The sequence below is a fragment of the Ornithinibacter aureus genome (genome assembly GCF_009858245.1).
GTDB classification, from domain to species: Bacteria; Actinomycetota; Actinomycetes; order Actinomycetales; family Dermatophilaceae; genus Fodinibacter; species Fodinibacter aureus.
Map to the genome: position 1 here is coordinate 229,492 of NZ_VMSB01000001.1, position 26,208 is coordinate 255,699.

Sequence of the window (26,208 nt, forward strand, 5' to 3'; positions counted from 1 at the left end):
TCGCAGCCAGGGCCGCTCCGAGACCGGGGCGGCCCTTCGTCGTCTCCACGGCGACACGCCTCCGTACCTCAGCTGGAAGAGGGCCCGACTACGAATCGGGATGCCGCGCGTTCGACTCGCGCCGGGGGCTCCACCGTCACCAACACCACCCACCCAGACATCGACCAGGACGTCGGCCAGACAACGACCCTGACGAGAGGATTCACGAGATGACCATCGCCCCTGACCCCGAGATGTCCCCGGCCGCCGGGCTCCCCGTCGAGCTGCGCGGTGCCACCGCCCCCACGCTGATGTGGGCCCACGAGCACGAGGTGGAGCCGGCTGCTCTGAACCAGCTGCGCAACATCGCGGCCCTGCCGTGGGTGCACGGCGTTCGCGTCATGCCGGACGTGCACCTCGGCAAGGGCGCGACCGTCGGCTCGGTCGTCGCCATGCGGCAGGCGGTGAGCCCGGCCGCGGTCGGCGTGGACATCGGCTGCGGCATGCACGCGGTGAAGACGTCGCTCACCGTCGAGGACCTCCCGGACGACCTCGGGCCGCTGCGGTCCGCCATCGAGGCGGTGATCCCCACGGGGTTCACCGCGCACGACGGCAGCGCACCGGTGCTGTCCACCGACCGCGCCCTGTCGCGGACGTTCGACGGTCTGTTCGCTCGGTTCGGTGGTCTCCACGCGGGGGTCGCAGACCGCGAGGGTCGTGCCGCCGCTCAGGTCGGCACCCTGGGCGGGGGCAACCACTTCGTCGAGCTCACCGCTGACGACCACGGCGACGTGTGGCTCATGCTTCACTCGGGGTCGCGAAACATCGGCAAGGAGATCGCCGAGCGGCACATCAACACCGCCAAGGGCATGGAGCACAACCTCGGCCTGCCGGACCGTGACCTCGCGGTCTTCCTCGACGGGACCCCCGAGATGGCTGCCTACCTGCGCGATCTGTACTGGGCGCAGGAGTACGCGATGCTCAACCGTGAGGCGATGATGGTGCTGTTCCAGCGGGTCGTCCGTGAGGCGTTCCCGCACACCACCTTCGCGGATGCCGTGCGCTGCCACCACAACTACGTCTCGCAGGAGACGTACGACGGTGTCGACCTCGTCGTGACCCGCAAGGGTGCGATCTTCGCCGGGGCCGGCGCGATGGGCCTGATCCCGGGGTCGATGGGCACCGGGTCGTACGTCGTGCGCGGACTGGGCAACACGGCATCCTTCTGCTCGGCCAGCCACGGTGCCGGGCGCCGGATGTCGCGCACCGCGGCCAAGCGGCACTTCACGCTCGATGACCTCGAGGCACAGACCGTCGGCGTCGAGTGCCGCAAGGACGCCGGCGTGCTCGATGAGATCCCGGGAGCCTACAAGGACCTCGAGGGCGTCATCGCAGCGCAGTCCGACCTGGTGGAGGTGGTGGCCCGGCTCACGACGCTGCTCTGCGTCAAGGGCTGAGCTGTCGGTCGGTTCCCCTACGGTGGTGAGGGGCCCAGCTGGGTCACGCACCACTGGGAAGGGGCCGCCATGAGCACCATCGAGACACGAAGCGTTCGCGTTCCTGGGGCGCTGCTCACCTACGACATCCGGCATCCGGATGCCGTGAGTGGGCAGCGCCCGCTGTTCGTGCTCGGGTCGCCGATGGCGGCATCCGGGTTCGAGCAGCTGGTCGCGCACTTCGGCGACCGCACGGTCATCACCTACGACCCCCGCGGTGCCGAGCGCAGCGTGCTCGAGCCGGACGGGGAGGTCACCGGCGAGCTGCACGGTGAGGACATGCACCGGGTCGTCGAGGATGCCGGGGTGGCCCCGGTCGACGTGTTCGCGTCGAGCGGCGGGGGAGCGTTCGCGCTGCACTGGGTCGTCGCCCACCCGCAGGACGTGGCGACCCTGGTCGCCCACGAACCGCCACTGACGACCATCCTTCCCGATCGGGAGATGGCGCAGCGGGTCAACGAGGACATCATCGCCACCTACCAGCACGACGGCTACGGCCCGGCGCTGGCCAAGTTCATCCAGCTCGTGATGCACACCGGCCTGCTGCCCGATGACTACCTCGACCGGCCGGCGCCGGACCCGGCCATGTTCGGGCTCCCGACCGAGGACGACGGCTCACGTGATGACCCGTTGCTGAGCAAGAACCTGGCCATTCCACCGTTCGAGCCCGACCTCGACGCCCTGCGCGCCTCCTCGGTGCGGATCGTTCCTGCTGTCGGCACGGACGGCGAGGGAGGTCTGGCGTGGCGAGGGGGAGCCGCCCTGGCCCGGGAGCTGGGGGTCGAACCCGTGGTGTTCCCGGGTGACCACGGAGGGTTCACACAGAGCCCGATGGGGCCGAACAACGACCCCGCGGCTTTCGCTGCCCGGCTTCGCGAGGTGCTCGACGCCGGCTGACGGGCTCAGCGCGCGAGGTGCGCCTTCAGCCCGCCGGTGGTGTTGGCCACGAGGCCCTTGATGGTGCGGTTGCGGATGAACCCCGGCAGGGGCAGCGGGTGGCCGATGCTCAGGGTGAAGGTGACCTCGGTGTGCTCGTCGTCGACGGCGACCAGGGAGTACGTCGCGTCCTGGGCGGTCTGGAGCCGGCCCTCGACGAGATGCCATGACAGTCCGTCAGGGGAGTGCTCGTAGGCGAGGGTGTAGCGGTCGGTGCCCACGGCGGTGGACGCCGCGAACCGGGCGGTGAGCGGCATCCCATCCGCAGTGGTTGTCAGCACCTCCGCCTCGGTGATGTCGCTGACCCAGTCCGGGATGCCGGCCACGTCCCGGATCGTCTCGAGCACCGTCTCGAACGGCGCGTCGACGACGACCGTGGCGCTGGCGGTGTCGGTGGGCATGGTGACCTCCTGGTGGTGGCGGGACCTCACATGGCGGCGGAGAGTCGGACGAGGGCGTCCATCTCCTCCTCGAACGCGGAGGCGAGCGTGGACGGATCGGTGACGACACCGGCATCCGCCTTGAAACCGACCCGGACCACCCCGTCGTAGCTGACGATGCAGACGCCGAGGGTGTGTCGCCCCGAGCCCGGCACCCACCCGAGGATGCTGGAGATGCGGGTGCCGGCCAGGTACCTGCCGGTCATCGGGCCGGCGACGTTGGTGGTGACTCCGATGGCCTTGGCGGCGAAGAAGTCGATGACCTGCTTGGCGACGTCCGTGTTGGTGCGGCCGATGGCGTTGATGAGTCCGAACGTGAGCACCGCCTCGGGGGAGTTCTTGATGGAGTCCATCCGGGCCTTGGCCTCGGTGAGCCGTTGCAGGGGCGCCAGGCGACCGGTGGGCAATGGCAGCATCACGAGGGCGAACTTGTTGCCGAGCTCGCGGGGAAGCGGCTGGCGCAGGTCGCGCAGGTTGACCGGGACCATCGTCGTGAGGTCGCCGGGGTCGCCGCCGCGCTCGTCGACGTAGCTCGCGATCGCCCCGGACACCGCCCCGACCAGGACGTCGTTGACGGTCGCCCCGGCGGCACGACCGACGAGCTTGACGTCCGCGAGTGACCGCGGCCGAGACCAGACCGCGCGTTTGGCGACCCCGGGGTCGCCGCTGACGGGGGAGCGTGGCTCGTTGGCGAGCAGCAACTTGTCGGCGATCTGCGCGTCCGCTTGGCCGTGGTCAGGGCCTCGATCGCGAAGGACGGGCTGAGCACTGCGGGGATCTCACCGAACAGGTGCAGGGCCGAGCGCACCCCGGACGACACGTCACGGGTCAGCCGACCGGGCAGGTCCAGCCACCCGCCATCCGGGCGCGGGGACGGGGGCTCACTGTGCGGTGACGACTCGGCATCCTCGAGGTCGTCGGTGGGGTTCTCGTCGGTGAGGGAGAGCAGCACCCGGGCGAGCGCGATACCGTCGGCGAGCGCGTGGTGGAAGCGGGCGATCACGACGGCGCCGTGCTCGTGCCCGTCAACGAGGTAGAGGTCCCACAGGGGGCGATCGCGCGGCAACGGCTCGGCCATGCGCGCCTCGATGAACGTCTGGACGGCACCATCCCCGGCAGCGGGAGGCAGGTCGACCCGATGGAGGTGATCGCTCAGGGTGAAGTCGTCCACGGTCTCCCAGCGCGGCATCCCCAGTGGCGTGGACGCCTCGACGACGCGCTCGGTGAACACCGGGTAGCGGTCGATGAGCCGACGCTGGACGACGGACTCGAAGCGCTCCGAGTCGACCGGCCCGTCGAGCATCATCACGGAGTCGATGACCATGAGGTTGTCGGGGCTGTCCATGGCGAGCCAGATCGCGTCGACCGCGCCCATCGAACGCCGTTCGCCCATGCCGTCATTGTGCTCCCGTGGGCGGTGCGCCATCGATCGCCTCGACGAAGATCACACGTCATGGCTCACCGCGTCCTCGGGATCGGCGGGGGAGGAGACGCCGTCGATGTCCTTCGTCGGGCATGCGCTGAAGGGCAGAGTCACGGATTGTGAATCGTGGTGGGGCGTGTCGGGCTTGAACCGACGACCGACGGATTATGAGTCCGCTGCTCTGACCGACTGAGCTAACGCCCCGCAGTGCCCGACGCGGCGGCGACCGAGCGCCGTGAGCCTACCGGGGACGCCGGCGATGAACGATGACGGATGCCGTTCGCGCTCGGTGCGCGCCCGGCATCCGGTGTCGTGAATCAGAGCGACCGTGCTGTCACGCACGAGATTCGTGAGACGGCTGGTGTCACTGGGAGCAGTGGGGCATGATGTGACTAACAACGGCACGCCCGCGTGCCCACACAGCAGAGCCGCACGGCACACCGTCAGGATCCGTAGGCAGACATCGCGCGCACCGGCGTTGGGGAAGACGTCCCTCGCACGCGAAGGAGGCCAGGATGTCTGTCTCGATGCCGCGCACCATGACGCGGGGAGTGGTCTATGTCCACTCGACCCCCAAGGCTCTGTGCCCGCACATCCTGTGGGCGATCGAAGGCGTCCTCGGAACGAGGGTCGCCGTCGACTGGACCGATCAGCCAGCCGAGCCCGGTCTGGTGCGCGCCGAACTGAGTTGGTCGGGCGAGGCCGGGACCGGTGCCCGCATCGCCTCGGCGCTGCGCGGCTGGGACAAGCTGCGCTACGAGGTCACCGAGGAGCCGAGTCAGGGCTGCGACGGTTCGCGCTGGTCGCACACGCCGCGGTTGGGCATTCACCACACGTGGACCTCCGCCAGTGGCGACGCCGTCATCAACGAGGACCGGCTTCGCGAGGTCGTCATGCTTGCCCAGGGCAGCCCTGAGGCGATGCAGGAGATGATCGAGGAACTGCTCGGCACCGAGTGGGACGACGAGCTCGAAGTCTTCCGCTACGCCGGAGACGGCGCCCCGGTGCGCTGGCTGCACAAGGTCGGCTGAGCAGGGCGAGGAACCTCGCTCAGCACACGACGAAGCCCCCCGAAGAGGAAGCGGAGGGCTTCGTCGTGTCCGGTGCCGTGCGGGTCAGACGCTCTTGATGATGAGTGCGACGTTGTGGCCGCCGAAGCCGAACGAGTTGTTCAGCGCCGCGATGTCACCTTGGGGGAGTGCCCGGTGCTCGCCACGCACGACGTCCAGGTCGATCGCCGGGTCGAAGTCGTCGATGTTGATCGCCGCGGGAGCCACGCGGTGGTGCACGGAGAGCACCGTGAGCAGGCCCTCGAGCGCGCCGGCCGCGCCGAGCAGGTGCCCGGTCATCGACTTGGTGGCGCTGACCGGCATCCCGTCAGCGGCGGCGCCGAAGGCGCGCCGGATGGCGTTGGCCTCGGCGACGTCACCGACCGGGGTCGAGGTGGCGTGGGCGTTGATGTGCACGACGTCGGCGTCGGTGATGCCGGCGCGCTCGACCGCTTCGCGCATGGCGCGCGAGGCCCCGGCGCCCTCGGGCTCGGGGGCGGTGATGTGGTGGGCATCGGCGGACATCCCGATCGAGGCGAACTCGGCGTAGATGCGCGCCCCGCGGGCCTTCGCGTGCTCGTACTCCTCGAGCACCATGACGGCGGCACCCTCACCCATGACGAAGCCGTCACGGCCGGTGTCGTAGGGGCGCGACGCAGCGGCGGGGTCGTCGTTGCGGGTGGACAGGGCCTGCATCTGCGAGAAGCCGGCGAAGCAGATGGGGTGGGTGGCGCACTCGGTGCCACCGGCGACGACCATGTCGGCGCGACCGGCGCGGATCATGTCGTACCCGGTGCCCATCGACTCCGCACCGGAGGCGCAGGCCGAGACCGTGGTGTGCGCCCCGGCGCGGGCGCCGAGCAGCAACGAGACGTTGCCGGCAGACGTGTTGGGCATGAGCATGGGCACCGACAGCGGGAAGACGCGGCGAACGCCCTTCTCGCGCAGGTTGTCCCACTGGTCGAGCAGGGTCCAGACCCCGCCGATCCCGGTGCCGATCGCGACGCCGAGACGCAGCGGGTCGATCTCGGGTGACCCGGCATCCTCCATCGCGGCGAGCGAGGCGATGACCGCGTACTGGGCGCTCGGGTCCATCCGGCGCACCTGCACCTTGGTGAGCACCTCGAGCGGGTCCTGAGCGATGGTGCACGCGAAGTGCACCGGCAGTTCGTACCGATCGAGCATCTCCTGGTCAAGGGGCTTGGCCCCGGACCGTCCTGCGAGGATGCCGTCCCACGTCTCGGCGATGGTCCCGCCGAGAGGGGTGGTGGCACCGAGGCCGGTCACGACGACGCGTCGCTCGCTCATGAGTGCTGATGCTCCTTGTGGGATGGGACGTGGGGATGCCGGTGCGTGGGTGGTGCGGGTGGCGTGCGGTGGACGTGTGGTCCAGTGTCCGCCACCGTCACCCCGCTGAACAGGGGTGACGGTGACGGATCGTGGCGCGTCAGGCCTGGTTGGAGGCGATGAAGCTGACGGCGTCGCCGACGGTGGTGAGGTTCTTGACCTCTTCGTCGGGGATGCGCACGCCGAACTTCTCCTCGGCGTTCACGACGATGGTCATCATCGACAGCGAGTCGATGTCGAGGTCGTCGGTGAACGACTTGTCCGCGAGGACCTCGGCCGGGTCCAGGCCGGTCTCCTCGTTGACGATCTCGGCCAGTCCGGCGAGGATCTCCTGCTCACTCTGTGCCATGTCGGTACTCCTTCTTCGATGGTGATGCTGTGGGTTGGGTGTGGTGCTTGGCCCGGGTGACCCGTGGGCCCACGGGAACTCATCAGGGGATGACGACGACCTGCGCGGCATACGACAGGCCCGCACCGAAGCCGATCTGCAGGGCGAGCCCACCCCGGGGGATCTCGCCGTGGCGGACCATGCGCTCCATCGCCAGCGGAACCGACGCCGCCGACGTGTTGCCGGTGTAGGCGATGTCGCGGGCGATGGCGACGTCGTCGGGAAGGTTGAGCTTCTTGGCCATGGCCTCGACGATGCGCACGTTGGCCTGGTGTGGCACGAAGGCGTCGAGCTGGTCGGCCGTGATGCCGGCAGCGTCCAGGGCGCGTTGGGCGACCGGGGCCATGCCCCACACCGCCCAACGGAACACGGTCTGGCCCTGCATGCCGATGTGCGGCCAGTCCAGGCCCTTCTCGCGGACGTCGATCCAGCTGTCGGTCTGGGAGATGGCGTCCCACTTCTCGCCGTCCGAGCCCCAGATCGTCGGGCCGATGCCGGGCGTCTCGGACCTGCTGATCACGGCGGCCCCGGCGCCGTCACCGAAGATGAACGCGGTGCCCCGGTCGTCGCGGCTCGTGAAGTCGGACAGCCGCTCCACCCCGACGACGAGCACGTTCTCGGCCGACCCGCCTCGGACCATGTCGTTGGCCAGGGCGATGCCGTGGCAGTAGCCGGCGCAGGCGGCCGAGAGGTCGATGGCCATCGCATCGGTGCCGAACCGCTCGGCGATGAGCGGAGCCGCGGCCGGGGTCTGGTAGGGCCAGCTGATCGTGGCGACGAGGATCGCATCGATGTCAGAGCCCTTGATGCCGGCCATCTCCAGAGCCGGCTCGGCCGCCATGACGGACATGTCGATGACCGACTCGCCCTCGCCGGCGAACCGGCGCTCGATGATGCCCGACCGCTCCCGGATCCACTCGTCGGAGGAGTTGATCGCCTCGACGAGCTCGGAGTTCGGGACCACCCGACGGGGACGGTAGCCGCCGATGCCGGCGATGCGAGCGTGGCCGGTGGCCGGCGCTGCCTGGAGTGCGGAGGCGAAACCCTTGGAGGTGGTGCTCATGCGGAGTGCTCCTTGATGAGCGTGCGGGCGGCGTCGAGGTCGTCAGGCGTCTTCACCGCGAGCAGCTCGACACCCTTCAGGGCGCGCTTCGCGAGCCCGACGAGCGTGCCGGCGGGCGGCAGCTCGATGATGGCGGTCACGCCGAGGGTGGTGAACCGCTCCATGCACAGGTCCCACCGCACGGGGTTGGACACCTGCGCGACGAGCCGGTCGAGGACGGTGCGGCCGTCGATGACGACCTGGCCGTCGCGGTTGGACACCAGGGTCACCTCGGGGTCGGCCACCTCCTGGTCGGCGGCCGCTGCTCGCAGCACCTCGACGGCGGGCTCCATGTAGTGCGTGTGGAACGCCCCGGCGACCTTGAGCGGGATGACGCGCGCTCGCGGCGGTGGGTCGGCGGCGAGCTCGGCCAGCGCCGGCAGCGAACCGGCGGCCACAACCTGGCCGGCCCCGTTGACGTTGGCCGGGGTGAGCAGGTGGCGCCCGATGGTGGCCAGCACGGCGCCCTGGTCGCCGCCGAGCACGGCGCTCATGCCCGTCGGGGTCACGGCGCTGGCCTGCGCCATCGCTCGACCGCGCAGGGCGACGAACTCCATCGCGGCCTTCTCGGAGAGCACACCGGCACCGGCGGCGGCGGTGATCTCACCGACCGAGTGGCCCGCGATGGCACCGGACTGCGGAACGGCATCCGTGACGGTGGTGCCGCCGCCGAGGGCCCGCAGGGCGAGCAGCCCGGCGCCGACGAGCAGCGGTTGGGCCACGGCGGTGTCCTTGATGGTCTCCTCGTCGGACGTGGTGCCGTGGGCGACGAGGTCGACCTCGGCGGCATCCGAGAGGGCGGACAGCTGGTCACGCAGGCCGGGAAGCTCGAGCCACGGGGCGAGGAAACCCGGGGTCTGGGAGCCCTGGCCGGGGCAGACGATGACGATCACAGGACCAGCCTGTCGCCTGTTTCGTGACCAAACCGTGACGAAGGAGGACGAACCTCCGGGCTCTGATTTGGAGGTTTCCTCCAAAGTGAGCACGAGTCAGGGGCGGGGTGTGCTTCGGCTCACCGGGCCGAGCCGGTGGAAGGCCAGCGCCATGCGCACGGTCTGGGCGTCGTGTGCCTCGGTGAGGTCGTAGCCGATCGTCTTGGCGATGCTGGCGAGGCGGTAGCGCACGGTGTTCGGGTGGACGATGAGGGCCCGTGCGGTGCCCTCGACGCCGAGATCGCCGTCGAGGTAGGCGGTCGCGGTGTCGAGCAGGGTGCCCCCGGGGCTCTGCGCGAGCGGCCGGACGATGCGGGCGATCAGCGCACCCCGCGCCGGGAGATCGCCCAACAGGGCCCGCTCGGCGAGCAGGTCGTCGGCGTGCACCGGCCTGGGGGCGCCCACCCACGCGGGCGCGGCGCCGTGGCCGGAGATGGCGGCCCGGGCGCTGCGCCCCGCCGCGAACAGGTGTGGGACGGTCGGGCCGACGACGAGGGGGCCGTCGCCCAGGAACGGGTCGAGGGCCTTCGCCAGCGCGATCGGGTCGGTGACGCTGCCGCCGATGCAGATCAGTCGGGGCCCGTGGATGGCGACGAGGAGTTCGACGTCGATGCGCCGGGCGGCGCGGTGCAGGTCGGTGAGCACGGGCGCAGTCGCTCCCGGCGGCGTCGAGCCGACCACGACGGCCACCTGCGTCACGGCGCCCCAGCCCAGGGCTGCTGCGCGCGACTGCATCGACTCGTCGGCCTCCCCGCGCAGCACGGCATCCACGACGAGCGACTCCAGGCGCGCGTCCCAGGCACCGCGCGCCTCGGCCGCCTGCGCGTAGACCTCGGCCGCGGAGAAGGCGACCTCACGGCTGTAGCGCAGCACCGCCTCCCGCGCGAGGTCCTCCTCGCCAGGGGCGGCGAGGTCGGCGATCTCCCGCTCGACCACGGCGATGACCGTGCGGATGAGGTCGAGGGTCTGCGCGAGCGAGATCGACCGGGTCAGTTCGCGCGGGGCTGTGCCGAACACGTCGGCGGTGACGGCGGGCCGGGACTGGTCGCCGCTGAACCACTCCAGGAACGAGGACAGGCCAGCCTGAGCCACCAACCCCACCCACGAGCGGTCCTCGGCCGAGAGCGACCGGTACCACTGGTGGTCGGCCTCCATCTGCTGCACCGCGGCGGCACCGAGGTCGCCCGCGGCGCGAGCGACCCGGGTGCGGGTGGCGGCCGACGGCAGCGGTCGGGGGGCGGACGGCATACGAATCAGTGTATTTGTATGCCGTTCACAACCTTCCCGACGTCGCGGCCGGTCAGTCGGTGCCCGCCTCCATCGCCGCGCGGTCGAGGGCGTCGTCCTCGGAGCCGGGGGCGAGCGGGTTGTCGGTGATCTGCTCGTAGCCACCCGCGGGGAGTTCGCCGAACAGGGTGCCGTTCTCGACGAGGAGCTGCCCCTGCTCGACGGGCTGGCCTGCGTAGACCTCGAGCTTGGCGCGGCTGTCGGCAATGTCGAGGTTGCGCATCGTGAGCTGGCCGATACGGTCGAGCGGACCGAACGCGGCGTTCTCCACGCGTTCCATCGACAGCTTGTCGGGGTGGTAACTGAAGTTCTCGCCGCGGGTGTCGATGATGGAGTAGTCCTCACCGCGCCGCAGTCGCAGGGTCACCTGACCGGTGACGAGGGAGGCGATCCAGCGCTGGATGGCCTCGCGCATCATCAGGCTCTGCGGGTCGAGCCAGCGGCCTTCGTAGAGCAACCGGCCGAGCTGGCGGCCTTGCGAGGAGTAGTTGGCCAGGGTGTCCTCGTTGTGGACGGCGTTGAGCAGGCGCTCGTAGGCGGCGTGCAGCAGCGCCATGCCGGGGGCCTCGTAGATGCCGCGGGACTTCGCCTCGATGATGCGGTTCTCGATCTGGTCGGACATGCCGATGCCGTGGCGCCCACCGATGGTGTTGACTTCGTCGACGAGGGCGACCGGGTCGAGGGTGCGGCCGTTGACCGCGACCGGGCGCCCCTGCACGATCGTGATCGTCACGTCCTCGGTCTCGATGGCCACGCTCGGGTCCCAGAACTTCACCCCCATGATCGGCTCGACGACCTCCATCGACTCGTCGAGGTGCTCGAGAGTCTTCGCCTCATGCGTGGCCCCCCAGATGTTGGCGTCGGTGGAGTACGCCTTCTCCTGGCTCTGGCGGTAGGGCAGGTTGCGCTCGGTGAGCCAGGCGCTCATCTCGTGTCGGCCACCCAGCTCGGCGACGAAGTCGGCATCCAGCCACGGCTTGTAGATGCGCAGGTTGGGGTTGGCGAGCAGACCGTAACGGTAGAAGCGCTCGATGTCGTTGCCCTTGAACGTCGAGCCGTCGCCCCAGATCTCGACATTGTCGGAGTGCATCGCCCGCACGAGCAGGGTGCCGGTCACCGCGCGGCCCAGGGGAGTGGTGTTGAAGTAGGTCTTGCCGCCACTGCGGATGTGGAATGCGCCGCAGGCGATGGCCGACAGGCCTTCCTCGACGAGCGCGCTCTTGCAGTCGACGAGGCGGGCGAGCTCGGCGCCGTACTGGCCGGCGCGATCAGGCACGGTGTCGATCTCGGGCTCGTCGTACTGGCCGAGGTCAGCGGTGTACGTGCAGGGGATCGCCCCCTTCTCGCGCATCCACGCGACGGCCACGGAGGTGTCGAGACCTCCGGAGAAGGCGATGCCGACGCGCTCGCCGACGGGCAGGGAGGTCAGGACCTTGGACATGATTGCAAGTATATACAGAGGTCCGTATATCCACGGACCGGGGGTGGGGCCCTCGTCGAGTGGAGGACGCAGCCTCAGCCGTGTGTATTCTGTGTGTATGGCTCGCGTCAACGTCTCCATCCCCGATGACGTCATCGAGCGTGCCCGGGAGGCAGGGTTGAACGTGTCCCGACTCGCGACGTCGGCCCTCGAGGAAGCCCTCGAGCGCCAGAGCAAGATCGCCATGGTCGATGACTTCCTCTCCGCGCTGGACAACGAGCTGGGCCCGATCCCGGCCGACGAACTCGAGGCCGCCAACGCCTTGCTCGACTCGGCCCGATGACCCACGTCCTGGACTCAGGGGGTGTGACTCGACTGGCGGCCGACCGTGCGCTCATCGCCGCACTGCGAGAGCGAGACCTTTGGCCCCCTGAGGTCCCGTCCGTGGTCCTCGTGGAGTGCCTCACGGGGGACCATCGTCGAGATCACGCAGTCAATCGCCTGGTGTCGATGTGCATCGTTCGACCGGTCGACGAAGCGCTCGCCCGACGGGCCGCCGCGCTGCGGGGGGGCTCTGGGCGCGCCGCGCAGATCGCCGCGACGGATGCCGTGGTCGTGGCTCTGGCCGAGCGCCTCGAGTCAGCAGTCGTCGTCACGAGCGACCCCCGGGACATCACGGACCTGGTGAGCGGGGCCCGGCAGACGATCGGGGTGCTCGCCGTCTAGCGTTGGTGGAGCCTTCCGCCGGTCGAGAGTAAGGGAATCGCCGTCCGACCCCGAGGTCAGACGGCGATTCCCTTACTCTCGACGCGCGAGTGTGGCTGAAGGGCTCTCAGCAGCGCTCGGGGGTCAGCTGTCGCCGCCCTCGTTCCCGGAGGCCCCGGCCGTCACGTCGTTCAGGCGGTAGCGGCTGGCCGCCTCGCGGGCCACGGACGGGTCGACCTCGCCGCGGGCGGCCAGCGCTTGGAGCGCCTGCACCGCCATCGACGGGCCGTCGATGTGGAAGAACCGGCGGGCCGCCGGGCGGGTGTCGGAGAAGCCGAACCCGTCGGCACCGAGGGAGGAGAAGTCCACGGGGACCCACTGGGCGATCTGGTCCTGGACGGCGCGCATGTAGTCGGAGACCGCGACCACGGGACCCGGCCGACCAGACAGCTGCTGGGTGACCCACGGGACCGGTGCCTCGGCATCCGGGTTGAGGAACGCGGCCTCGTCACAGCGAAGGCCGTCGCGGCGAAGCTCGTTCCACGACGTGACCGAGAAGACGTCGGCGACGACGCCCCAGTCGTTGCGCAGCAGCTCCTGGGCCTCCAGGGCCCAACCCATGCCGACGCCCGACGCGAGCAGCTGGACGCGCGGCGCCGACTCCGGCAGGCCTTCGCCCGACCCGGCGGCATACAGGTACATGCCGCGCAGGATGCCCTCGCGGTCGACGTTCTCGGGCTCGACGGGCTGGGCCATCGGCTCGTTGTAGACCGTGAGGTAGTAGATGACGTTGCGCTCGTCGTCGGTGAGAGCGTCGTCGGTGCCGAACATGCGGTGCAGACCGTCCTGCATGATGTGCGCGATCTCGTAGCCGAACGCCGGGTCGTAGTGCACGACTGCCGGGTTCGTCGAGGCGAGCAGCGGCGAGTGCCCGTCGGCGTGCTGCAGGCCCTCACCGGTGAGGGTCGTGCGGCCCGCCGTGGCGCCGATGAGGAAGCCGCGGGTCATCTGGTCGGCGGCCGCCCAGATCGAGTCGCCCACGCGCTGGAACCCGAACATCGAGTAGAAGACGTAGATCGGGATCATCGGCTGGCCGTGGGTGGCGTAGCTCGACCCGGCGGCGGTGAACGCGGCCAGCGACCCGGCCTCGTTGATGCCCAGGTGCAGGATCTGCCCGTCCTTGGCCTCGCGGTAGGCGAGCATCAGGTCGTGGTCGACGGGGGTGTAGTTCTGCCCGTGCGGGTTGTAGATCTTGATCGTCGAGAAGAAGCTGTCCATCCCGAAGGTGCGGGCCTCGTCGGGGATGATCGGCACGATGCGCTTGCCGAACTCCTTGTCGCGCATGAGGTCCTTGAGCAGCCGCACGAACGCCATGGTCGTGGCGACCTGCTGCTTGCCCGAGCCCTTCTTGACCTGGGCGTAGGCCGAGTCGTCGGGCAGGTGCACGGGGGCGTGCTTGACCCGGCGCTCGGGCACCCCGCCGCCGAGCTTGGCGCGGCGCTCGAGGGCGTACTTGATGACGTCGTCGTCCGGGCCCGGGTGGTAGTAGGGCGCGTTGTACGGGTCGGCCTCGAGCTGCTCGTCGCTGATCGGGATCTGCAGGCTGTCGCGCAGGTTCTTCAGGTCATCGAGGGTGAACTTCTTCATCTGGTGCGTCGCGTTGCGCCCGGCGAAGGTCGTTCCGAGGCCGTAGCCCTTGATCGTCTTGGCGAGGATGACCGTCGGCTGCCCGGTGTGCTCGGTCGCCGACTTGTAGGCGGCGTAGACCTTGCGGTAGTCGTGGCCGCCGCGCTTGAGCTTCCACCAGATGTCCTCGTCGCTCCAGTCCGCGACCATCTTGCGGGTGCGCGGGTCGCGGTCGAAGAAGTTCTCGCGGACGTGCTTGCCGTCGTTGGCGCGGAAGGTCTGGTAGTCGCCGTCCGAGGTCGAGTTCATCAGGTGGGTGAGGGCGCCGTCGCCGTCGGCGGCGAGCAGCGGGTCCCAGCCGCGACCCCAGACGACCTTGATGACGTTCCAGCCGGCTCCGCGGAAGAAGGCCTCGAGCTCCTGGATGATCTTGCCGTTGCCACGCACCGGGCCGTCCAGGCGCTGGAGGTTGCAGTTGACGACGAAGTTGAGGTTGTCGAGCTCCTCGCCGGCAGCGAGCTGGAGCAGGCCGCGCGACTCGGGCTCGTCCATCTCGCCGTCACCGAGGAACGCCCACACCTGCTGCTGGCCGGTGTCCTTGATGCCGCGGTTGTGCAGGTACTTGTTGAACTGCGCCTGGTAGATCGCGTTCATCGGGCCCAGACCCATCGACACCGTCGGGAACTCCCAGAAGTCCGACATGAGGCGCGGGTGGGGGTAGGACGGCAGGGCCAGCGGAGACCCATCGACGACGTGCGACTTCTCCTGGCGGAAGCCGTCGAGGCGCTCGGTGGAGATGCGGCCCTCGAGGAAGGCGCGGGCGTACATGCCGGGGGAGGCGTGGCCCTGGAAGAAGATCTGGTCGCCGCCGCCGGGGTGGTCCTTGCCCCGGAAGAAGTGGTTGAAGCCCACTTCGTAGAGGGTCGCAGCCGACGCGTAGGTCGAGATGTGACCGCCGACCCCGATGCCGGGGCGCTGCGCGCGGTGCACGATCATCGCGGCGTTCCAGCGCAGGTAGGCGCGGAAGCGGCGCTCGGTGTCCTCGTCGCCGGGGAACCAGGGCTCCTGCTCGGGGCTGATCGTGTTGACGTAGTCGGTGGTCGTCAGCGACGGCACGCCGACCTGCATCGCACGGGCCCGCTCGAGCAGGCGCAGCATCAGGTAGCGCGCCCGCATCCGACCCGGTCCGTCGATGACCGCGTCGAGGCTGTCGAGCCATTCCTGGGTCTCGGCCGGGTCGATGTCCGGCAGGTGGGTCGGGATGCCGTTGAGGATGGGGCCGACGTCGTCGCGGGAGGTCACGCGTTCGTCCTTTCGCCGTTGAGCAGCAGGTCGCACGCGAACGAGTGGGCGCGCGTGGACCCCATCTTTCACCCGATCGGCACCCGCAGCGCAATCGCGTTCACATTACTGACCAGTAGTGCGCGGTTTGGCGGGCGACGGGTCAGGCCAGGCGGTCGGGGCGGCTGTAGACCGACATGCTCGGATGCCGGGTGAACGCCACGAGCGTGATGCCGCGGTCCACGGCCAGGTCGACGGCCAGCGACGTCGGGGCCCCCACCGCGACGACGGCCGGGATGCCGACGACGCTCGCCTTCTGGATGATCTCGAAGCTCGCACGGGCGCTGACGACGAGCACGTGCCCGGCCAGCGGCAGGGAACCCACCCGGGCCGCGGCCCCGACGACCTTGTCGACGGCGTTGTGCCGCCCGACGTCCTCGCGCACGTGCACCAGGTCACCGGATGCCGTCGCGAGCCCCGCCGCGTGGACCCCGCCGGTGCGGTCGAAGACGGGTTGCTGCCGGCGCAGGGCATCTGGCAACCCGGCCACCACCTCGGCCGAGAGGGACAGCGGGTCGCCCGCCACGGCATACCGACTGCTCGTGCGCACGGCATCCACCGAGGCCGACCCGCAGACCCCGCACGCGCTGGTCATGCCCTGCGTGCGCTCACGCGGGGCGCGGTGCAGCACGGCTCCCGGCGCCAGCGTGACGTCGACGACGTTGAAGGTGGGGGAGCCGCTCTCATCGAGATCGGTGCAGTGCATGAGCGTCGCGACCTCGTCGGCGCCGTGGAGCAGGCCCTCGGTGAGCAGGTGCCCGATCGCGAGGTCGAAGTCGTCCCCGGGGGTGCGCATCGTCGTCGTCAGCGAGATGCCGTCGACCCGGATCTCCAGCGGTTCCTCGACGGCGACGGTGTCGGTGCGCTCGACCCGAGCACCGCTGACGACGTCCAGTCGTGTCCGTCGAACGCGCGTCGTCACCCGGCCCATGGGCGTCATCCAAACACACGAACACCGCGGTGTTACGGGGTGCGGAACGGTGGCAGCGCTGCACACCTGACCGGGCCTACCGTCAGCGGCATGGACACCAACCCTGAGATCGGCCTGTCGATCGACGTCGACGGCATCACGACGAACTACCACCGGGCGGGCAGCGGCCCCGTCGTTCTGCTCGTCCACGGCTCGGGCCCGGGGGTGTCCGCGTGGGTGAACTGGCGGCTGACGATCCCGGCCCTGGCCGAGCACTTCACGGTCATCGCCCCCGACATCGTCGGCTTCGGCTTCACCGACCGTCCCGAGGGGTTCGACTACTCCCTGGACACGTGGAGGGCCCACCTGCTCGGCTTCGCCGACGCCCTCGGGCTCGACCGCTTCTCGATCGTCGGCAACAGCTTCGGCGGCGCGCTGGCCCTGTCGATGGCCGCCCACCAACCCGAGCGGGTCGACCGACTCGTGCTCATGGGTGCCGCCGGGGTGCCCTTCCCCATCACCGACGGTCTCGACCGGGTCTGGGGCTACGAGCCGTCGCTGGAGACGATGCGTGGGCTGCTCGACGTGTTCGCGCACGACCCGGCCTTCGCCACCGACGAGCTCGCGGCGCTGCGGTACGAGGCCTCGGTGCGGCCGGGCTTCCAGGAGTCCTTCGCCGCGATGTTCCCCGCGCCGCGGCAACGCTGGGTCGACGCCCTCGCCACCCCGGATGACGTCATCGCGGCCCTGCCCCACCGCGCCCTGGTCGTCCACGGCCGCGACGACCAGGTCATCCCGCTCGCCAACGCCCACCACCTGCTCGAGCTCATCGACGACAGCCAGCTGCACGTCTTCGGCCGCTGCGGGCACTGGACCCAGATCGAACACGCCGCCGAGTTCAACGCTCTGGTGGCGCGCTTCCTACGCTGAGGCAGACTGGGGTCATGGATGACCCCGATCCCGCGACGTCCGTGCGCCCGGTGCAGGTCACCCTTCACGGGGGTGACCTGCCGTGGCAGCCGGTGTCCCCGAACCTGACCCGGGTGCGTCTCATCACCCTCGCCCTGTTCGCGGTGCCGGCGATCATCGCCACCGTCGTCGTCGGGGTGCTGGTGACTCGCTGGGCGCTGCTCGGCACGGCAGCCGTCGTGCTCGTCGCGCTCTGGGTGGCGTGGCTCATCAGCCGACAGGTGAGTGCGATCAGCTGGGTCGAGCTCGACGAGGAGATCGTCATCCGCAAGGGCCGGCTCTTCCGCTCGCTCGTCAGCGTGCCCTACGGCCGCCTCCAGTACGTCGACATCCAGTCGGGGCCGTTGATGCGCGCCCACGGCATCGCCTCGTGCGAGATCCACACCGCCTCGCCGGAGAGCGGTGGGTCGCTGCCCGGCCTGCCGGTCGCCGAGGCCGAGGCCCTGCGCGAGCGCCTGTCCGCGCGCGGCGAGGCGCAACGGGCCGGCCTGTGACCGAGGCCGTCATTCGGGACGAGGAGTGGCAGCGGCTGCACCCGCTGTCGCCCCTGTTGCGCGGCGGCGTCGTGCTCATCGCGGTCATCGGGTACGTCGCGAGCCAGTTCTTCGACCGCTTCCTGAGCTCCATCAATCTGGACGGCATCCTGCCGGGGCCGGACATCGGGATCGGGCCGGCTGGGGAGGACGGCGCCCTCGAGCAGGTCGTCGCCCACCCGTTCCTCGCCCTGCTCGCCCTCGTGCTGCTCGTCGCCGGGGTCGCCGGCGTCAACTGGGTCGCCTGGCGCTTCGCCCGCTTCCGGGTGGCAGGGGGCCAGGTCGAGCTGCGCACCGGCGTGCTCTTCCGCCAGCACCGACAGGTGCGGCTCGAGCGGGTGCAGGCCGTCGAGCTGTCCCGCCCGATCCTGGCCCGGCTGTTCGGGCTGGCCAGCGTCGTCGTGCAGTCGGCCGGTGGTTCGGACTCCCAGCTCGCCCTGTCGTTCATCGACCTCAGACGTGCCGAGGCGCTGCGTGAGCACCTCCTGACCCTCGCGGGCCAGTCCGAGGTGGTGCTGGCTCCGACTGATGACTCGATGGCAACCCCCCCGACCATGGGGGATGCCGTGCCGTCGCCTCGAGCGCCCGTCGTCGCCGTCCCGGTCGTCGAGGTGCCCAACGGGCGCCTGTTCGTCGCCACGATCCTGCACGGCTCGACGATCTTCCTCGTGGCCGTGCTGTTCGGGGCGCTGATCACCGCGGGCGTGCTCAGCGTCGGCCCGCTGGCCCTCGCCGGGGTGCCGGCCATGCTCCCGGCAGCGTTCTTCATCCTCCTGGGACGAGGCAAGGAGATGCTGACCCACGGCAACTTCCGCCTCGTCGACGTCGGCACCGGGGTCCGGGTGACCGAGGGACTGACGGACCTGCGGACGATGACCATCCCGCTGAACCGGGTCCAGGCGCTCGAGGTCGTCCAACCGCTGTGGTGGCGCCCGCTCGGCTGGTGGCGGGTGCGCGTCAACGTCGCCGGGGTGGGCTCCTCGGGCAGCGGCGACGGCGAGGGGGAGCGCGAGACGACGTTGCTGCCCGTCGGCACGTTCGACGACGCCCTGCGGGTGCTCGCCCGACTCGCGCCGCAGGTGCCCGTCTCGGGGTGGAACGACGCGGTCCTCGGCGAGGGGCCGCAGCCGGGCTGGCAGACCAGCTCGGCACGGGCCAGGCTGTTCGATCCGCTCTCGTGGCGGCGCAACGGTTGGTCGGACACCGAGGGGGCAGTGCTGCTGCGCTCCGGTCGGCTCACCCGGCGGGCCGTCGCCGTGCCGCACGCACGCATCCAGTCGCTGACGCTGCAGCAGGACTGGCTCCAGGCGAGTCGTGGCGTGGCGACCCTGCACGTCATCCCCGCCCCCGGCCCCATCAGCCCGGTCGTCGACCACCTCGACACCGAAGCCGCCCACGACGCCTTCGCTCGCCTCAACGAGCGGGCCCGTGATGCGCGCCGAGGGGCGGGACCAGCGGACCTCCCGCTTGCACCGGACCCGACCGGGTTGGTGGACTGGACCCAGCACCGCAGCGGTGTCCCCGAACCAGGAAGGCTCGACCCACTGTGAACACCCCCGCCCCGCCGCCGGCAGACCCGGGGCTGAACGGCTCCACCGCCGTACAGCGCCTCGGCTTCACCCGCGACCAGGTGGTGCAGGAATTCGGCTACGACAGCGACGTCGATGACGAGTTCCGCTTCGCCGTCGAGGACCTGTGCGGTGCCGAGATGGAGGACGAGGACTACACCGGTGGTGCGGATGCCGTGCTGCTGTGGTTCCGCGACGGTGACGGCGACCTGGGCGATGCCCTCGTCGACATGGTCGGCGTGCTCGACGACGGCGGCTTCGTCGTCCTGCTCACCCCCAAGGCGTCGGCGCAGGAGGTCGACGCGAGCGACATCGACGAGGCCGCGGTCACCTCTGGCCTGCACCCCGCAGGGACCTTCACCGCCTCCGAGCACTGGCGCGCACACAAGCTCGTGGCACCCAAGGCGCCGGCCAAGCGGTAGCCCGCGTCCGGCATCCGAGCGTCTGTCCCGTCTCAGCGGGTCTCCGGGGGGTCGTGTCGCTGGCAGGATGGACCCATGCCGTTGTCGACCCTGAACCCCCTCGCCGTGGGCCTGCGCGCCCCGGACTTCGCCCTGCGTGACCAGAACGGTGTCGAGGTCACCCTGTCGGGGCTGACGGCGGACAAGAACGTCGTCATCGTGTTCTACCCCTTCGCGTTCTCGGGCATCTGCACCGGCGAGCTCGACGAGATCCGCGACCATCTCGAGCGGTTCGTCTCCGACGACCTCCAGGTGCTCTGCATCTCCAGCGACCCCGTCTTCTCCCAGCGTGCCTGGGCCGACCAGCAGGGCTACTTCTTCCCGCTGCTCTCCGACTTCTGGCCCCATGGCGAGGTTGCGCAGGCGTACGGCGTGCTCAACGAGCGCACCGGGGCGCCGGTGCGCGGGACCTTCCTCGTCGGCCGCGACGGATTCGTCAAGTGGAGCCTGGTCAACGGCCCCGGGGACCGCCGCGACTTCAGCGACCTCCCCGCCGAGGTCGCCGCCCTGCCCTGACCTCACCTCTGACACGGGTGCGCGCCCACCTGCCACAATGTGCGCGGACATCAGCGCTCCTTCGGGGGTGCGGGTGTCCACGGGGCCTGTAGCTCAGCTGGTAGAGCGCCGCGTTTACACCGCGAAGGTCGTCGGTTCGATCCCGGCCGGGCCCACATGAGTGACGACGCCGACCCGACCCTGCGGGAGGTGCTCGACGTCATCGAGAGCCTCTACCCGCCGCAGACCGCGCAGTCGTGGGACCGGGTCGGGCTCGTCACGGGGGACCCGCGCCAGCCCGTGCGCCGCATCCACCTGGCGGTCGACCCGACCCTGGACGTCATCGCCGAGGCCCGTGAGCTGGGCGCCGACCTGCTGCTCACCCACCACCCGCTCCTCCTGCGCGGGGTGCACAGCCTCGCCACGACGAGCGCCAAGGGGGCGAGCGTCACCGACCTCATCGTCGGCGACGTCGCGCTGTACGTCGCCCACACCAACGCCGACGTCGCGGCGGACGGCGTGGGCTTCGCCCTCGCGCGGGCCTGCGGCCTGACCGACACCGAGCCGCTCACGCTGGCCGAGGGGCAACCGCTCGGACGGGTGGGGGACCTCCCGGATGCCGTGTCGCTGCGGGCCTTCGTCGAGGCGCTCGCCGCCGCCCTTCCGGCGGCCGCGGGCGGCATCCGGGTGGCCGGACCGGCGGATGCCGTGGTGCGCCGGGTCGCGCTGCTCGGCGGGTCGGGCGACGACCTGTTCGACGCGGTGCGCGCCAGCGGCGCCGACGTGTACGTGACGGCCGACCTGCGCCACCACCCCGCCCTCGAGGCCCGGGAGGAGGCGCGCGGCGGCACCCCGTACCTCGTGGATGCCGGGCACTGGGCCAGTGAGTTCGTCTGGTTGGCGGCTGCGGAGCGGGCGCTGCTCGCGGCTCTGGGGGAGCGCGCCACTAGGGTGGAGACCCACATCAGCACAGTGCGCACCGACCCCTGGACCTTCGTCGTCGGTGCCGACCCCGGAGGTACCCTGTGAACGCCGAGACCGCCCGGCAGCTGCGGCTGCTCGACCTCCAGGCCATCGACACCCGGCTGGACCAGATCGAGCACGCCCGTACTCACCTGCCGCAGCTGGCCGAGCTGGCCGACCTGTCGGGCAAGGCCCAGCTCATCGACGACCAGCTGGTGCGCTCGCGCACCGAGCTCGACGACATCAGCCGCGAGGTGGCCAAGGCCGACGCCGACGTGCAGCAGGTGCGCGACCGCGTCGCCCGTGACCAGGCCCGGCTCGACGCCGGCACCGGGTCGGCCAAGGACCTCACGGCGATCCAGCACGAGCTCGTGTCGCTGGCCCGCCGACAGGCCGAGCTGGAGGACATCGAGCTCGAGGTCATGGAGCGCGCCGAGAACGCCCAGTCCGACGTCTCCGAGCTCGAGCGCGGCCGCGGCGAGCTGACGGTGCGCATCGAGGCCCTCGAGGCCGCCCGCGACGACGCCCTGCGCGTGCTCGACGCCGAGGCGGCCGAGGTCGCCGGCCCGCGCAGCGCGGTCGCAGCCGAGGCCGGCGACGACCTGGTGGCCCTCTACGAGAAGATCCGGTCCGCGAACGGGGGGATCGGCGCCGCTGCGCTGCGCCAGCGCCGGTGCGGCGGCTGCCAGCTCGAGCTCAACCCCGTCGAGATCCAGCGCATCCGGCTCGCCCCGGAGGACGAGGTGCTGCGCTGCGAGGAGTGCCGGCGCATCCTCGTCCGCACCCCTGAGTCCGGCTTGTGAGGCGACGGCTCACCGTCGAGGCCGACGGCGGGTCGCGGGGCAACCCGGGCGTCGCCGGGTACGGCGCCCTCGTGCGCGACACCGAGACCGGGGCGTTGCTCGCCGAACGTGCTGAACCGCTCGGCACGGCCTCCAACAACGTCGCCGAGTACCGCGGGCTCATCGCCGGGCTCGAGGCGGCGTACGCGATCGACCCCGGGGCCGAGGTGCTTGCCCGGATGGACTCCAAGCTCGTCGTCGAGCAGATGTCGGGCCGGTGGAAGATCAAGCACGAGGACATGCGTCGCCTGGCGCTTCAGGCCCGTGACGTCGCCGCGCAGATCACCGCTGCCGGTGGCACCGTGCGCTACGAGTGGATCCCGCGCGAGATCAACAAGGACGCCGACGCCCTGTCCAACGTCGCCATGGACGGCCGCACCGTCAACCGGATGTTCGCCGGGCAGGATTCGGCTGAGCCGGAATCTCCCGCAGCGCTGGATCCGGCCGATGACGCCGCAGATGCCACCCAGGACGCTGACGAGGCGGTTCGCGTGGTGCTGGTCGCCGCGGCTGCGAGCCGCGACGCGGCGGGGGCCACGGCATCCGCGGTGGTGTCGGTCGTCGGCACCGGCCGCGTCGAGGTCGTCGGTGGTGGTGCGGATGCCGTCGACGTCACCGCCCGCGCGATCGGTGACGCGCTTGGGACCGAGGTCGAGGTGGACCCTGCGTGGGACTCGACCGGGCCCGGTGCCCGGGCCGCGTGGCTTCGAGCGGTCGCCCGAGGTGGGACGGTCGTCGCCGTCTGCCCGGTCGACGTCGTGCGCGGCGTGCTCGCCGACCTCCTCGGGGTGCCTGCCGAGCGACAGGACCGCCTCGCCGTCGCGCCGGGGTCGCTGGCCGGGGTCGAGGTCTGGGGTGAGCGGCGGGTCTGCGTGGCGTTCACCAACCGCACCTGAGACACGGTGCCGATCGGGGTGGCACGCCGCCTACGCTGAAGGGCATGAGCTACGCAGGTGATGTCACACCCGAGCAGGCCCACGCAGCGGTGACCGGCCCCGAGGGCGCCATGCTCGTCGATGTCCGGACCCGGGCCGAGTGGTCATTCGTCGGCGTGCCGGCGCTCGAAGGCGCAACGGATGCCGTGGCGTTCGTCGAGTGGTCGACGTTCCCGGCCGGCACGGTCAACGAGCGTTTCGTCGACGAGGTCGTCGCGGCCGGGCTCACCCCGGGGCGGCCGGTGTACCTGCTCTGCCGCTCGGGCGTGCGCTCCAAGGCGGCGGCGGACGCGCTGACCGCGGCCGGCCTGGGCCCCGCGTACAACATCCTGGACGGGTTCGAGGGCGGCCACGACGCCGACGGGCACCGCACGGTGGCGGGCTGGAAGAACGCCGGCCTGCCGTGGCGCCAGGGATGAACGACCCCGTGGCGCACTGGCACCCACAGACGCGCACTGTGCGGGGTGGGTTGAGCCGGAGCGGGTTCGACGAGACCGCCGAGGCGCTCTACCTGACCTCGGGCTTCGTCTACGAGTCGGCCGAGCAGGCCGAAGCCGCGTTCAAGGACGAGGTCGAGCACTACATCTACAGCCGTTACGGCAACCCCACCGTCTCGACCTTCGAGGAGCGGATGCGCCAGCTCGAGGGCGCGCAGGCGTGTTTCGCGACGGCCTCGGGGATGGCCGCCGTGTTCACGGCGATGGCGGCCCTGTGCGGAGCGGGGGACCGGGTGGTGGCGTCCCGAGCGCTGTTCGGGTCGTGCTTCGTCATCCTCGACGAGATCCTGCCGCGGTGGGGTGTCGAGACGGTCTTCGTCGACGGCGCTGACCTCGACCAGTGGCGCGAGGCGCTGTCGGTGCCGACGACGGCGGTGTTCTTCGAGACGCCGAGCAACCCCATGATGGAGCTCGTCGACATCGCGGCCGTCTCCGAGCTGGCGCACGCCGCGGGGGCCACCGTCGTGGTCGACAACGTCTTCGGCACCCCGGTGTTCTCGCACCCGTTGGAGCACGGTGCCGACGTCGTCATCTACTCGACGACCAAGCACATCGACGGTCAGGGTCGTGCCCTCGGCGGTGCGATCCTCGGGACGGCCGAGTTCGTCAACGGACCGGTCAAGAACCTCATGCGGCACACCGGGCCGGCCATGTCGCCGTTCAACGCATGGATCATGACCAAGGGGCTCGAGACCCTGGGCCTTCGGGTGCGGGCGATGGCGGAGTCGGCACTGACGGTGGCCCAGACGCTCGAGGAGTGGCAGCACGCCGGTCGGGGCATCACCCGGGTCCTCTACCCGCACCTCGCGAGCCACCCCCAGCACGAGCTGGCCCTGCGCCAGCTCGAGGGCGGGGGCGGCACGGTCGTGACGTTCGACGTCGCAGGCGGCAAGGCGGCGGCATTCGCCTTCATGAACGCCCTGAGCCTGGTGGACATCTCGAACAACCTCGGGGACTCGAAGTCGCTGAGCACCCACCCGGCCACGACCACCCACCGCCGTCTCGCCCCCGAGGCCCGGGCGGCGGTCGGCATCACCGACGGCACCATCCGGGTGTCCATCGGTCTCGAGGACGTGCGAGACCTCGTCGCCGACCTCGACGCGGCACTGGCGGCGGCCGGTGCCGTGGCCGGCTGACCCGCCTGTTAACGTCGCGGGTATGAGTGATGTCCTGTCCGTCCAGCGCCTGATCCCCTCACCTCCCGAGCCGATCTTCGACCTGCTCGTCGACCCGGCCGGTCACTCGGAGATCGACGGTGGCGGCACGGTCAAGGGGGCCCGCAGCGGTGGGCGCCGGCTCGTGCTCGGGGACCGCTTCGGCATGGACATGAAGCTCGGGGTGGCCTACTCGACGCGCAACACCGTCATCGAGCTCGAGGAGAACCGGCGGATCGCCTGGCAGACGACGGCATCCGGCCCGGCCGGGGCGATGCTGGGTGGGCGCATCTGGCGCTACGTGCTCGAGCCGGTCGAGGGCGGCACGCTCGTCACGGAGTCGTGGGACCTGACCCAGGAGCGGGTCACGAGCAAGTTCGTCGTCAAGGCGACGATGGCCGAGGCGACCAAGCGCAACATGGAGCGCACGCTGGCTCGCATCGAGGAGCTCGTGACCGCGGTCGGGTGACCGCCCTCAGCTGAGGTCGGCGGCGAGCTGGCGCTCCTGGGCCACCCCTGACATGGCCCAGCGCACCGCTCGGGTCCCGAAGCGGCCGATGCCCGTGGCGACGGGTGCCAGCGGGCGCGCCATCGGCAGGCCGAGCGAGTCCCGGGCCCACTCGGGCAGCACGGCGACCCCTCCCGTGGTGATCAGGCCGTACCCCGGTCGCGCCACCAGCGGCAGCGGGGGTTGCAAGAGCAGGAAACGGGCGGCATCCCGGGCGGCATCGGTGGCCTCGAGGTCGGGACGGTATGCCGTGAGCGCTCGTTCCAGCCCGCCCACCGTTGTGGGGACCTTCGTGGCCCCGAGCAGGCGCGCGACGACGGCGGCCTGCTCGACGTAGGTGTCGGCCTCGGCCGCCGTGAGCGGCTCCACGGCAAATCGCTGGTAGGCGGTGAGGAACGAGTACGCCTCGGCGACGTGCACCCACGACAGGAGGTCGGGGTCGCTCGCACGGTAGGGACGGCCCCGCTCGTCGCGCCCCCGCACCCGCTCGTGAATCGAGCGCACTCGCGCGATGGTCTGCTCGGCGTCCTCGATGGTGCCGAAGGTCGTCGTGGCCAGGAAGTGCGAGGTGCGCTGGAGACGCCCCCACGGGTCTGCGCGGTAGCCGCTGTGGCCTGCGACCCCCGCCATGGCCAGGGGGTGCAGCGACTGGAGCAGGAGCGCGGCGACCCCACCGGGGAACATCGACGCGTCGGCGTGCACCCGCCACACCGGGTCCTGCGGGGTGAACCACCGCTCGCCGGGTTTGCCCCAGATCACGGCGGCCCGCTGCGCCGCGTCATCTCCGGCGACCCTGGCGCGCAGGGCTGCTCCGAGGCGCTGCTGAGCGCGACGGGACAGGTCGGTGACGGGCAGCATGAGGCTCCGATCGGCGAGGGGTCAGGGTACGCACGATCCAACGT

28 protein-coding genes and 3 tRNA genes are annotated in these 26,208 nt (G+C 70.8%); 18 read left to right on the forward strand and 13 right to left on the reverse strand.

From position 1 onward, the window contains the following. Positions 1–57 precede the first annotated feature (57 nt). From C8E84_RS01125 to C8E84_RS01135, 3 genes are all read left to right on the forward strand, one after another. Positions 58–133: transfer RNA gene (locus tag C8E84_RS01125), tRNA-Arg, on the forward strand. Between the two features lie 76 nt (positions 134–209). Continuing rightward, entirely contained in the window at positions 210–1,436 is a 1,227-nt protein-coding gene (locus tag C8E84_RS01130) for an RtcB family protein (protein ID WP_246196710.1), read from the forward strand. 69 nt (positions 1,437–1,505) lie between these two features. Further along, positions 1,506–2,372 (forward strand): alpha/beta fold hydrolase, encoded by an 867-nt coding sequence (locus C8E84_RS01135; RefSeq protein WP_159898740.1) that lies wholly within the window; start codon positions 1,506–1,508, stop codon positions 2,370–2,372. A 5-nt stretch (positions 2,373–2,377) separates the two neighbouring features. Here C8E84_RS01135 and C8E84_RS01140 read toward each other — a convergent pair whose 3' ends face one another. The 4 genes from C8E84_RS01140 to C8E84_RS01150 form a co-directional block, all read right to left on the reverse strand. Continuing rightward, complete coding sequence (locus C8E84_RS01140; protein WP_159898742.1) at positions 2,378–2,812, reverse strand: SRPBCC family protein; 435 nt, start codon at positions 2,810–2,812, stop codon at positions 2,378–2,380. Between the two features lie 26 nt (positions 2,813–2,838). Continuing rightward, complete coding sequence (locus C8E84_RS17715) at positions 2,839–3,339, reverse strand: WSD1 family O-acyltransferase (RefSeq protein WP_211675331.1); 501 nt, start codon at positions 3,337–3,339, stop codon at positions 2,839–2,841. Then, positions 3,267–4,244 carry a wax ester/triacylglycerol synthase domain-containing protein gene (locus C8E84_RS01145; RefSeq protein ID WP_211675334.1) on the reverse strand — a complete coding sequence of 326 codons (978 nt, stop codon included), beginning with the start codon at positions 4,242–4,244 and terminating at the stop codon, positions 3,267–3,269. Before C8E84_RS01145 ends, C8E84_RS17715 begins: the two co-directional genes overlap by 73 nt. 157 nt (positions 4,245–4,401) lie before the next feature. Next, positions 4,402–4,478 (reverse strand) — tRNA-Ile (locus C8E84_RS01150). 311 nt (positions 4,479–4,789) lie between these two features. On the opposite strand from C8E84_RS01150, the gene C8E84_RS01155 reads away from it, so the two are divergent. Further along, positions 4,790–5,305 (forward strand): DUF3145 domain-containing protein, encoded by a 516-nt coding sequence (locus C8E84_RS01155; protein ID WP_159898744.1) that lies wholly within the window; start codon positions 4,790–4,792, stop codon positions 5,303–5,305. Positions 5,306–5,389: 84 nt separating this feature from the next. Here the strand turns inward: C8E84_RS01155 and fabF are convergent, their stop codons facing one another. The 6 genes from fabF to argG form a co-directional block, all read right to left on the reverse strand. Continuing rightward, complete coding sequence (fabF, locus tag C8E84_RS01160; RefSeq protein WP_159898746.1) at positions 5,390–6,631, reverse strand: beta-ketoacyl-ACP synthase II; 1,242 nt, start codon at positions 6,629–6,631, stop codon at positions 5,390–5,392. 139 nt (positions 6,632–6,770) lie between these two features. Then, on the reverse strand, positions 6,771–7,019 hold the full coding sequence (locus C8E84_RS01165) for an acyl carrier protein (protein WP_159898748.1): 249 nt from the start codon (positions 7,017–7,019) through the stop codon (positions 6,771–6,773). An 82-nt stretch (positions 7,020–7,101) separates the two neighbouring features. Continuing rightward, positions 7,102–8,121, reverse strand: coding sequence for a beta-ketoacyl-ACP synthase III (locus C8E84_RS01170; RefSeq protein ID WP_159898750.1), 1,020 nt, complete (start codon positions 8,119–8,121; stop codon positions 7,102–7,104). Beyond that, entirely contained in the window at positions 8,118–9,053 is a 936-nt protein-coding gene (locus tag C8E84_RS01175) for an ACP S-malonyltransferase (RefSeq protein ID WP_159898752.1), read from the reverse strand. The genes C8E84_RS01170 and C8E84_RS01175 overlap by 4 nt, the downstream gene beginning before the upstream one ends. 96 nt (positions 9,054–9,149) lie before the next feature. Then, entirely contained in the window at positions 9,150–10,340 is a 1,191-nt protein-coding gene (locus C8E84_RS01180; RefSeq protein ID WP_246196711.1) for a PucR family transcriptional regulator, read from the reverse strand. 52 nt (positions 10,341–10,392) lie between these two features. Further along, positions 10,393–11,820 carry an argininosuccinate synthase gene (gene argG, locus C8E84_RS01185; protein ID WP_159898754.1) on the reverse strand — a complete coding sequence of 476 codons (1,428 nt, stop codon included), beginning with the start codon at positions 11,818–11,820 and terminating at the stop codon, positions 10,393–10,395. 97 nt (positions 11,821–11,917) lie between these two features. Here argG and C8E84_RS01190 point away from each other — a divergent pair, with 97 nt between their 5' ends. Next, entirely contained in the window at positions 11,918–12,142 is a 225-nt protein-coding gene (locus C8E84_RS01190; protein WP_159898756.1) for a type II toxin-antitoxin system CcdA family antitoxin, read from the forward strand. Further along, positions 12,139–12,525 carry a PIN domain-containing protein gene (locus tag C8E84_RS18420; protein WP_343041310.1) on the forward strand — a complete coding sequence of 129 codons (387 nt, stop codon included), beginning with the start codon at positions 12,139–12,141 and terminating at the stop codon, positions 12,523–12,525. The genes C8E84_RS01190 and C8E84_RS18420 overlap by 4 nt, the downstream gene beginning before the upstream one ends. Before the next feature lie 123 nt (positions 12,526–12,648). On the opposite strand, the gene aceE is transcribed toward C8E84_RS18420, so the two are convergent. Then, positions 12,649–15,432: a pyruvate dehydrogenase (acetyl-transferring), homodimeric type gene (aceE, locus tag C8E84_RS01200; RefSeq protein WP_159898760.1), complete on the reverse strand. Its 2,784-nt coding sequence runs from the start codon at positions 15,430–15,432 to the stop codon at positions 12,649–12,651. A gap of 142 nt (positions 15,433–15,574) precedes the next feature. Then, on the reverse strand, positions 15,575–16,402 hold the full coding sequence (gene fdhD, locus C8E84_RS01205) for a formate dehydrogenase accessory sulfurtransferase FdhD (RefSeq protein WP_159898762.1): 828 nt from the start codon (positions 16,400–16,402) through the stop codon (positions 15,575–15,577). A 90-nt stretch (positions 16,403–16,492) separates the two neighbouring features. On the opposite strand from fdhD, the gene C8E84_RS01210 reads away from it, so the two are divergent. From C8E84_RS01210 to C8E84_RS01265, 12 genes are all read left to right on the forward strand, one after another. Then, the gene (locus tag C8E84_RS01210) at positions 16,493–17,311 is read left to right on the forward strand and encodes an alpha/beta fold hydrolase (protein ID WP_159898764.1); all 819 of its coding nucleotides are present in this window, start codon (positions 16,493–16,495) and stop codon (positions 17,309–17,311) included. 14 nt (positions 17,312–17,325) lie between these two features. After that, positions 17,326–17,844 carry a PH domain-containing protein gene (locus C8E84_RS01215; RefSeq protein WP_159898766.1) on the forward strand — a complete coding sequence of 173 codons (519 nt, stop codon included), beginning with the start codon at positions 17,326–17,328 and terminating at the stop codon, positions 17,842–17,844. Then, the gene (locus C8E84_RS01220; RefSeq protein WP_159898768.1) at positions 17,841–19,433 is read left to right on the forward strand and encodes a PH domain-containing protein; all 1,593 of its coding nucleotides are present in this window, start codon (positions 17,841–17,843) and stop codon (positions 19,431–19,433) included. Before C8E84_RS01215 ends, C8E84_RS01220 begins: the two co-directional genes overlap by 4 nt. Further along, entirely contained in the window at positions 19,430–19,873 is a 444-nt protein-coding gene (locus C8E84_RS01225) for a DUF3052 domain-containing protein (protein WP_159898770.1), read from the forward strand. Before C8E84_RS01220 ends, C8E84_RS01225 begins: the two co-directional genes overlap by 4 nt. Before the next feature lie 75 nt (positions 19,874–19,948). Further along, on the forward strand, positions 19,949–20,428 hold the full coding sequence (locus C8E84_RS01230) for a peroxiredoxin (protein ID WP_159898772.1): 480 nt from the start codon (positions 19,949–19,951) through the stop codon (positions 20,426–20,428). A gap of 82 nt (positions 20,429–20,510) precedes the next feature. Then, positions 20,511–20,583, forward strand: a tRNA-Val gene (locus C8E84_RS01235). Between the two features lies 1 nt (position 20,584). Beyond that, positions 20,585–21,436 carry a Nif3-like dinuclear metal center hexameric protein gene (locus C8E84_RS01240; RefSeq protein ID WP_159898774.1) on the forward strand — a complete coding sequence of 284 codons (852 nt, stop codon included), beginning with the start codon at positions 20,585–20,587 and terminating at the stop codon, positions 21,434–21,436. After that, a complete protein-coding gene (locus tag C8E84_RS01245; RefSeq protein ID WP_159898776.1) occupies positions 21,433–22,173 on the forward strand; it encodes a zinc ribbon domain-containing protein in 741 nt (246 codons plus the stop codon). The genes C8E84_RS01240 and C8E84_RS01245 overlap by 4 nt, the downstream gene beginning before the upstream one ends. Then, the gene (locus C8E84_RS01250) at positions 22,170–23,108 is read left to right on the forward strand and encodes a reverse transcriptase-like protein (RefSeq protein ID WP_159898778.1); all 939 of its coding nucleotides are present in this window, start codon (positions 22,170–22,172) and stop codon (positions 23,106–23,108) included. Before C8E84_RS01245 ends, C8E84_RS01250 begins: the two co-directional genes overlap by 4 nt. Before the next feature lie 44 nt (positions 23,109–23,152). Next, positions 23,153–23,566, forward strand: a complete 414-nt coding sequence (locus C8E84_RS01255) for a rhodanese-like domain-containing protein (RefSeq protein ID WP_159898780.1) — start codon at positions 23,153–23,155, stop codon at positions 23,564–23,566. Further along, positions 23,563–24,780: an O-succinylhomoserine sulfhydrylase gene (locus tag C8E84_RS01260; RefSeq protein ID WP_159898782.1), complete on the forward strand. Its 1,218-nt coding sequence runs from the start codon at positions 23,563–23,565 to the stop codon at positions 24,778–24,780. Before C8E84_RS01255 ends, C8E84_RS01260 begins: the two co-directional genes overlap by 4 nt. Positions 24,781–24,802: 22 nt before the next feature. Continuing rightward, positions 24,803–25,267 carry an SRPBCC family protein gene (locus tag C8E84_RS01265; RefSeq protein WP_159898784.1) on the forward strand — a complete coding sequence of 155 codons (465 nt, stop codon included), beginning with the start codon at positions 24,803–24,805 and terminating at the stop codon, positions 25,265–25,267. 6 nt (positions 25,268–25,273) lie between these two features. Here C8E84_RS01265 and C8E84_RS01270 read toward each other — a convergent pair whose 3' ends face one another. Continuing rightward, entirely contained in the window at positions 25,274–26,164 is an 891-nt protein-coding gene (locus tag C8E84_RS01270; protein WP_159898786.1) for an oxygenase MpaB family protein, read from the reverse strand. Positions 26,165–26,208: the final 44 nt, after the last annotated feature.

What these genes read in the sequence shown, in the direction of transcription:
- C8E84_RS01130 (WP_246196710.1), top strand. Translation starts at nt 210, where the DNA reads ATGACCATCGCCCCTGACCCCGAGATGTCCCCGGCCGCCGGGCTCCCC.
- C8E84_RS01135 (WP_159898740.1), top strand. Translation starts at nt 1,506, where the DNA reads ATGAGCACCATCGAGACACGAAGCGTTCGCGTTCCTGGGGCGCTGCTC.
- C8E84_RS01140 (WP_159898742.1), bottom strand. Translation starts at nt 2,812, where the DNA reads ATGCCCACCGACACCGCCAGCGCCACGGTCGTCGTCGACGCGCCGTTC.
- C8E84_RS17715 (WP_211675331.1), bottom strand. Translation starts at nt 3,339, where the DNA reads ATGGTCCCGGTCAACCTGCGCGACCTGCGCCAGCCGCTTCCCCGCGAG.
- C8E84_RS01145 (WP_211675334.1), bottom strand. Translation starts at nt 4,244, where the DNA reads ATGGGCGAACGGCGTTCGATGGGCGCGGTCGACGCGATCTGGCTCGCC.
- C8E84_RS01155 (WP_159898744.1), top strand. Translation starts at nt 4,790, where the DNA reads ATGTCTGTCTCGATGCCGCGCACCATGACGCGGGGAGTGGTCTATGTC.
- fabF (WP_159898746.1), bottom strand. Translation starts at nt 6,631, where the DNA reads ATGAGCGAGCGACGCGTCGTCGTGACCGGCCTCGGTGCCACCACCCCT.
- C8E84_RS01165 (WP_159898748.1), bottom strand. Translation starts at nt 7,019, where the DNA reads ATGGCACAGAGTGAGCAGGAGATCCTCGCCGGACTGGCCGAGATCGTC.
- C8E84_RS01170 (WP_159898750.1), bottom strand. Translation starts at nt 8,121, where the DNA reads ATGAGCACCACCTCCAAGGGTTTCGCCTCCGCACTCCAGGCAGCGCCG.
- C8E84_RS01180 (WP_246196711.1), bottom strand. Translation starts at nt 10,340, where the DNA reads ATGCCGTCCGCCCCCCGACCGCTGCCGTCGGCCGCCACCCGCACCCGG.
- argG (WP_159898754.1), bottom strand. Translation starts at nt 11,820, where the DNA reads ATGTCCAAGGTCCTGACCTCCCTGCCCGTCGGCGAGCGCGTCGGCATC.
- C8E84_RS01190 (WP_159898756.1), top strand. Translation starts at nt 11,918, where the DNA reads ATGGCTCGCGTCAACGTCTCCATCCCCGATGACGTCATCGAGCGTGCC.
- C8E84_RS18420 (WP_343041310.1), top strand. Translation starts at nt 12,139, where the DNA reads ATGACCCACGTCCTGGACTCAGGGGGTGTGACTCGACTGGCGGCCGAC.
- fdhD (WP_159898762.1), bottom strand. Translation starts at nt 16,402, where the DNA reads ATGGGCCGGGTGACGACGCGCGTTCGACGGACACGACTGGACGTCGTC.
- C8E84_RS01210 (WP_159898764.1), top strand. Translation starts at nt 16,493, where the DNA reads ATGGACACCAACCCTGAGATCGGCCTGTCGATCGACGTCGACGGCATC.
- C8E84_RS01215 (WP_159898766.1), top strand. Translation starts at nt 17,326, where the DNA reads ATGGATGACCCCGATCCCGCGACGTCCGTGCGCCCGGTGCAGGTCACC.
- C8E84_RS01230 (WP_159898772.1), top strand. Translation starts at nt 19,949, where the DNA reads ATGCCGTTGTCGACCCTGAACCCCCTCGCCGTGGGCCTGCGCGCCCCG.
- C8E84_RS01240 (WP_159898774.1), top strand. Translation starts at nt 20,585, where the DNA reads ATGAGTGACGACGCCGACCCGACCCTGCGGGAGGTGCTCGACGTCATC.
- C8E84_RS01255 (WP_159898780.1), top strand. Translation starts at nt 23,153, where the DNA reads ATGAGCTACGCAGGTGATGTCACACCCGAGCAGGCCCACGCAGCGGTG.
- C8E84_RS01260 (WP_159898782.1), top strand. Translation starts at nt 23,563, where the DNA reads ATGAACGACCCCGTGGCGCACTGGCACCCACAGACGCGCACTGTGCGG.
- C8E84_RS01265 (WP_159898784.1), top strand. Translation starts at nt 24,803, where the DNA reads ATGAGTGATGTCCTGTCCGTCCAGCGCCTGATCCCCTCACCTCCCGAG.
- C8E84_RS01270 (WP_159898786.1), bottom strand. Translation starts at nt 26,164, where the DNA reads ATGCTGCCCGTCACCGACCTGTCCCGTCGCGCTCAGCAGCGCCTCGGA.